General features: G+C 60.6%; 6 protein-coding genes. 1 reads left to right on the forward strand and 5 read right to left on the reverse strand.

Annotated elements, in window-relative coordinates:
• Window positions 1-103: 103 nt before the first annotated feature.
• From PMI23_RS27115 to ribBA, 5 genes are all read right to left on the reverse strand, one after another.
• Entirely contained in the window at window positions 104-1,258 is a 1,155-nt protein-coding gene (locus PMI23_RS27115; RefSeq protein WP_007918023.1) for an ABC transporter ATP-binding protein, read from the reverse strand.
• Between the two features lie 16 nt (window positions 1,259-1,274).
• Window positions 1,275-2,084: an ABC transporter permease gene (locus PMI23_RS27120; RefSeq protein WP_007918021.1), complete on the reverse strand. Its 810-nt coding sequence runs from the start codon at window positions 2,082-2,084 to the stop codon at window positions 1,275-1,277.
• Between the two features lie 6 nt (window positions 2,085-2,090).
• Window positions 2,091-3,038, reverse strand: a complete 948-nt coding sequence (locus PMI23_RS27125) for an ABC transporter permease (protein ID WP_007918019.1) — start codon at window positions 3,036-3,038, stop codon at window positions 2,091-2,093.
• Window positions 3,035-4,060: an ABC transporter substrate-binding protein gene (locus tag PMI23_RS27130; protein WP_007918009.1), complete on the reverse strand. Its 1,026-nt coding sequence runs from the start codon at window positions 4,058-4,060 to the stop codon at window positions 3,035-3,037. The genes PMI23_RS27125 and PMI23_RS27130 overlap by 4 nt, the downstream gene beginning before the upstream one ends.
• A gap of 379 nt (window positions 4,061-4,439) precedes the next feature.
• A complete protein-coding gene (ribBA, locus tag PMI23_RS27135; protein ID WP_007918007.1) occupies window positions 4,440-5,549 on the reverse strand; it encodes a bifunctional 3,4-dihydroxy-2-butanone-4-phosphate synthase/GTP cyclohydrolase II in 1,110 nt (369 codons plus the stop codon).
• A gap of 68 nt (window positions 5,550-5,617) precedes the next feature.
• Here ribBA and PMI23_RS27140 point away from each other — a divergent pair, with 68 nt between their 5' ends.
• Complete coding sequence (locus PMI23_RS27140; RefSeq protein WP_007918005.1) at window positions 5,618-5,914, forward strand: DUF1330 domain-containing protein; 297 nt, start codon at window positions 5,618-5,620, stop codon at window positions 5,912-5,914.
• Window positions 5,915-6,008: the final 94 nt, after the last annotated feature.

Here is a 6,008-nt window from a genome sequence, read left to right on the forward strand (position 1 = left end):
CGAACTCAGGTCCTGAAAAGCCCCCGATCTGCTCCCTTTCCCCCTCGTCCCCCTTGGGGGAGAGGGCTGGGGTGAGGGGGTAAGTCTCACAGGCAACACGCTTTCAGTGAGCGCCCGCCGCTTTGTTGAGGTCGCTTTCGGTCCATTCGGTGTAGACGCAGGCGTCGGCAGTCGCCCAGCGCACTTGCACCGGATCGCCAGCCTTGAGCGGCATGCCGGCGGCGGACAAGGCTTTCACCGTCATCGAAGTCCCGCCCGAAGTGACTACGCTGCACGTCTGGCTCTCACCCAGAAACAGCACTTCCACAACCTTCGCTGAAACCTCATTCCAGCCCGAAGGCAACGGTTCGCTGATCGCCTGCGACACGCTCAACGCCTGCGCTTTTTCCGGCCGCACCATCAGCAAAACATCCTGATCGCTGTGCAACCCAGCGGTCAGGCGAATCGACAATGACTGGCCTTCAAACGAAGCCGCCGCATTGCCCTGCGCCTTGAGTTTGAGGAAGTTCGAGTTGCCGAGGAACGAGGCGACAAACGCATTCGGCGGATTCTGATAAAGGTCATAACCGCTACCCAGACCAACAATCTTGCCGTGACTGAAAATCGCGATGCGTTGCGACAAGCGCATGGCTTCTTCCTGATCGTGGGTTACGTAAACGATGGTGATGCCCAGACGGCGATGCAGTTGGCGCAGTTCGTCCTGCAAATCCTCGCGCAGTTTTTTATCCAGTGCACCGAGGGGTTCATCCATCAGCAAAATGCGCGGTTCGTAAACCAGCGCCCGGGCAATGGCGACACGTTGTTGTTGGCCGCCAGACAATTGCGAAGGGCGGCGATGAGCGAACTGCTCAAGCTGCACCAGTTTCAACATCGCATCGACGCGCTTCTCACGTTCAGCCGCCGCCAGTTTGCGAATCGCCAACGGAAAGGCGATGTTGTCGCGCACCGACAAATGCGGGAACAGCGAATAACGCTGGAACACCATGCCGATATCACGCTTGTGCGGCGGCACATTCACCAGCGACTGACCGTTGACGAGGATCTCGCCACTGCTCGGTGTTTCAAACCCGGCAAGCATCGACAGCGTGGTGCTTTTGCCCGAGCCGCTGGAGCCGAGGAAGGTCAGGAACTCGCCGTCCTTGATGTCCAGCGAGATGTTGTCGACGGCGGCAAAGTCGCCGTAGTGCTTGTTCAGGTTGCGCAGGCTGACCAGGGGTTTGTCATTCTGCTGGGAAGCGTCTTTGATCACGGCACTCATGTCGTACTCCTGGCGCTCAGGCGCTGATTTCGTTGCGCCGGCGCAGCGCGGCGGCGATGACCATGACCAAAACAGACAAGCCGATCAGCAGCGTCGAAGCGACGGCGATCACTGGCGTCAGGTCCTGGCGCAGGGTGGTCCACATTTTCACGGGAAGGGTTTGCAGGGTCGGGCTGGCCATCATCACGCTGAGTACCACTTCGTCCCACGAAACCAGGAAGGCGAAAAGGGCGCCGGCAACCATGCCCGGACGAATCGCCGGGAACGTCACCTTGAACACCGCTTGCAGGCGTGAAGCGCCGCAGATCACCGCAGCGTCTTCAATCGACTGATCAAACAGCTTCAACGAGTTGATGATCGAGATGATGGTGAACGGCAACGCGACGATCACATGGCTGACGACGAAGGCGAACATCGTCCCGGTGTAACCGAGCTTGAGGAACAGCGCGTACACCGCCACGGCGATGATCACCAGCGGCACGATCATCGGCAGGGTGAACAGACCGTAGAGCATTTCCCGACCAGGAAAACGTCCGCGCACCAGCGCAAACGCAGTCGGCAAACCGAGGGCCACGGCGCAGATCGTCGTCAGCACAGCAACCTTGAGGCTGGCGGCTGCAGCGTTCATCCAGTCGGGGTTGGAGAAGAACTGGCCGTACCATTTCAGCGTCCAGCCCGGTGGCGGAAACACCAGCCACTGCGAGGAGCCGAAAGACAGCAGCACGATGAAGACGATCGGCAACAGCAGGAACAGACCGATCAGCCCGGTGGTGGCGTAGAGACCGAAGCGCATACGCCGGCTCATCGCGTTGGGGGTCAGGAGCATGTCGGCTTACCTCGCGTTACTGGCGCCAACCGGGGATTCCGGCTGAAGCTTCAGGTAGAAGTAGAACAGCACCAGCGTGATCGCGATCAGCAACGCGGCGCCGGCACTGGCCAGGCCCCAGTTGAGGAACGATTGCACCTGCTGAATGATGAACTCCGGCAGCATCATGTTCTGCGCCCCGCCGAGCAGCGCCGGGGTGACGTAGTAACCGAGCGACATGACGAACACCATCAAGCCACCGGAGGCCAGACCCGGCCGGCACAGCGGCAGGAACACCCGGAAGAAGTTGGTCCACGGACTCGCGCCGCAGATCGAGCCGGCCTGCAGAATCATCGGGTCGATGGCCTGCATGGTTGCCTGCAACGGCAGCACGATGAACGGAATCATGATGTAGCTCATGCCGATCACCACGCCGGTGAGGTTGTGCACCATCTCCAGCGGCTGATCGATGATGCCCAGCGCCATCAAGGCCTTGTTGATCACGCCGGACGCTTGCAGCAACACCAGCCACGAATAGGTGCGGGCGAGCAGGCTGGTCCACATCGACAGCAGCACGATGTTGAGGATCCAGCGCCCCCAGCCACGCGGCACCAGGGTGATCGCCCAGGCCAGCGGAAAGCCCAGCAGCAGGCTGAACAGGGTCACCAGTCCGGCCACCGAAAAGGTGTTGAGCAGCACCCGGGCATACGCCGAGTTGGCGAACAGTTGCTCATAGTTGCCAAGGCCCGGGGTCGGTTCGAGCACGCCGCGCAACAGCAGGCCAATCAACGGCGCGAGAAAGAACAGGCCGATGAACAGCAGCGCCGGTACGAGATTGCCGGCGCCGCGCCAGCGTTGTTTGAGGGACGGGGCTTGCTGCATCGCAACCGCCTGTGTTCCGTGGGCCGAACCGGCAGCGCCGTTGGCGCTCCCGGTGGCAGTGGAGGGACGGGACGCGGTGGCCGCCATTTTCATTTGACCAGCCATTCGTTCCACCGTGTCGCGATGGCCTGGCCGTTTTTGGCCCAGTACGCGAAATCAAGAGTGATCTGATCCTTAGCGTAGGCAGTCGGCAGGTTGGGGGCCAGCGTCGAATCCAGACGCTCCACACTGTCGAGGTTGACCGGGGCGTAGGCGGTCAGGTTGGAGAAGTCGGCCTGGCCTTTGGCGCTGCTGGCGGCGGCCAGAAACTTCATCGCCGCGTCCTTGTTTTTCGAGCCTTTAGGGATGACCAGAATGTCGGCCATGACCAGGTTCTGTTTCCAGCTCACGCCCACTGGCGCGCCGTCTTCCTGCAGGGCGTGGATACGGCCGTTCCAGAATTGGCCCATGCTCGCTTCACCGGACGCCAGCAGTTGCTGCGACTGCGCGCCGCCGCCCCACCAGACGATGTCTTTCTTGATGGTGTCGAGTTTTTTGAAGGCGCGATCCAGATCCAGCGGGTACAGCTTGTCGGCCGCTACGCCGTCGGCCAGCAGCGCAAGTTCGAGCACGCCGGGGCTTGGCCATTTATACAGGGCGCGTTTGCCGGGGTAGGTTTTGGTGTCGAACAGGGCGCTCCAGTCCTGCGGCTTGTTGGCGCCGAGTTTGCCCTCGTTGTAGCCGAGGACGAAGGAGAAGAAGAACGAGCCGACGCCGTGATCGCTGACGAAGCGCGGGTCGATCTTGTCGCGCTGAATGACTTTGAAATCGAGGGGTTCGAGCAGGCCTTCAGCGGCGGCGCGCAGGGCGAAATCGGCTTCGACATCGACCACGTCCCATTGCACGTTGCCGCTCTCGACCATGGCTTTGAGTTTGCCGTAGTCGGTCGGGCCGTCCTGGACGACGGTGATGCCGCTGGCCTTGCTGAAAGGATCAGCCCAGGCCTGTTTCTGCGCATCCTGGGTGCTTCCGCCCCAGCTGACGAAGTTCACGCTTTCGGCAGCCATTGCAGCCTGGCCGGTGACGCTGAGCAGTCCCGCAAAAAAGATCGCGGTTGCAGCTTTGTTCAACACCATTTTTACGCCCTCATTGTTGTGTTTTTGAGCGGGCTTGCGTTGTTGCCCGCCTGTCGGGAGCAGTAGCTGGACGTTCGTTGGAGTGTCCGGTCTATGGAATATCATATTATGGTATTCCAAACTTTGTGCAAGCACTTTGCCTTACCGGTTATCTGGCCGGGCGGTTATTTGATGCGTTCGGCTTGGATGTTTTTGTGAATGTTAGATCCAGCCCCTCACCCCAGCCCTCTCCCTTCGGGAGAGGGGGCCGATCGGAGGCTGTTCAAAACCTGAGTTCGACTCGATATTTCAGGTCGAGGGATAACGGGCCAACAACTCGGTCAGCTCCCTCTCCCTCCGGGCGGTCCGACGTTTCGGGAGGGCTGGGGTGAGGGCAGCTTTATTCAGTGAACGGAATACTCTCGACCACCTCCAGGTCATACCCGGTCAGGCCAGCGTATTTCAGAGGAGGGCCCAGGTGACGCAGCTTGCCCACCCCAAGGTTCTGCAAAATCTGCGCCCCAGTCCCCACCTCCGAATAAATCCGCGATTGCGAACGACTGAACTGCCGCGGCGGCTGAGTCAACTGCGGCACCCGCTCCAGCAACGCCTGCGAAGATTCATGATTGGCCAGCACCACAACAACCCCATGTCCCTCAGCCGCGACCCGTTGCAGCGCCGCCCACAGCGTCCAGTTCGTCGGCCCGCTGTATTCGGCGCCGACCAGATCACGCAGCGGATCGATCACATGCACACGCACCAGCGTCGGTTCCTCACGGCGCAAATCACCCATGACCATCGCCATGTGCACGCCGCCCTCGATGCGATCCTCAAAGGTGATCAAACGGAACGTGCCATGCACTGTCGGCAGCTCACGTTCGCCAATGCGTTCAATGGTGTGTTCGGTGCTCAGGCGATAGTGGATCAGGTCGGCGATGGTGCCGATCTTGATCCCGTGTTTGCGCGCAAACACTTCCAGATCCAAGCGACGGGCCATGGTGCCGTCGTCGTTCATCACCTCGACAATCACCGAGGCTGGGGTGAAACCGGCCAAGCGCGCCAAATCACAACCCGCTTCGGTATGCCCGGCGCGAGTCAGCACGCCACCTTCCTTGGCGCGCAACGGGAAGATATGGCCGGGCTGCACCAAGTCTTCGGCGCGGGCATTAGGCGCGACGGCGGCGGCCACGGTGCAAGCGCGATCCGCCGCCGAAATGCCAGTGGTCACGCCAACCGCCGCCTCAATCGACACGGTAAACGCGGTGCTGAACACGCTGCCATTGGCCGGCACCATTTGCTCCAGGCCCAAACGCTGGCAATGTTCGTCAGTCAGCGTCAGGCAAATCAGCCCGCGTGCTTCACGGGCCATGAAGCTGATCGCCTCAGGCGTGCAACGGTCGGCGGCCAGCAGCAGGTCGCCTTCGTTTTCGCGGTCTTCGTCATCGACCAGCAAGACCATTTTGCCGAGACGATAATCTTCGATGATTTCTTCGATGCTGTTGAAGGCCATGCTGGACTCTCAGGGTTCGTTGGAAATATATTGGTATACCATAATACAAAATCAACAAAGAGGTCACTATGAAGGCGTACTGGATTGCTCATGTGGATATAGCCGATGTCGATCACTACAGCCAATACACCCAGCGCGCGCCGGCAGCCTTCGCTGAGTTTGGCGCGAAGTTTCTGGCCAGAGGCGGGCGCAGCGAGGCGATGGAAGGGCGCGAGACGCCGCAGCGTAGCGTGGTGATCGAGTTCGAAAGCTATGAGAAGGCTGTGGCGTGCTACCACTCGGCGGCGTACCAGGAAGCGAAGAGTTATCGCGAGGAATGGGCGAGGGCGGAGATCATCATCGTTGAAGGCATTGCCCCACTCTGAAGCCTACGGTATTGATCGTTCCCACGCTCCGCGTGGGAATGCCTCTTCGGACGCTCCGCGTTCGGCTGTGAAAGGGACGCGGAGCGTCCCGGGC

This window comes from Pseudomonas sp. GM24 (assembly GCF_000282235.1).
Taxonomy (GTDB): domain Bacteria; phylum Pseudomonadota; class Gammaproteobacteria; order Pseudomonadales; family Pseudomonadaceae; genus Aquipseudomonas.

Coding starts and splice junctions, on each gene's coding strand:
- PMI23_RS27130 (WP_007918009.1), bottom strand. CDS start 4,060: ATGGTGTTGAACAAAGCTGCAACCGCGATCTTTTTTGCGGGACTGCTC.
- PMI23_RS27140 (WP_007918005.1), top strand. CDS start 5,618: ATGAAGGCGTACTGGATTGCTCATGTGGATATAGCCGATGTCGATCAC.
- ribBA (WP_007918007.1), bottom strand. CDS start 5,549: ATGGCCTTCAACAGCATCGAAGAAATCATCGAAGATTATCGTCTCGGC.
- PMI23_RS27125 (WP_007918019.1), bottom strand. CDS start 3,038: ATGAAAATGGCGGCCACCGCGTCCCGTCCCTCCACTGCCACCGGGAGC.
- PMI23_RS27115 (WP_007918023.1), bottom strand. CDS start 1,258: ATGAGTGCCGTGATCAAAGACGCTTCCCAGCAGAATGACAAACCCCTG.
- PMI23_RS27120 (WP_007918021.1), bottom strand. CDS start 2,084: ATGCTCCTGACCCCCAACGCGATGAGCCGGCGTATGCGCTTCGGTCTC.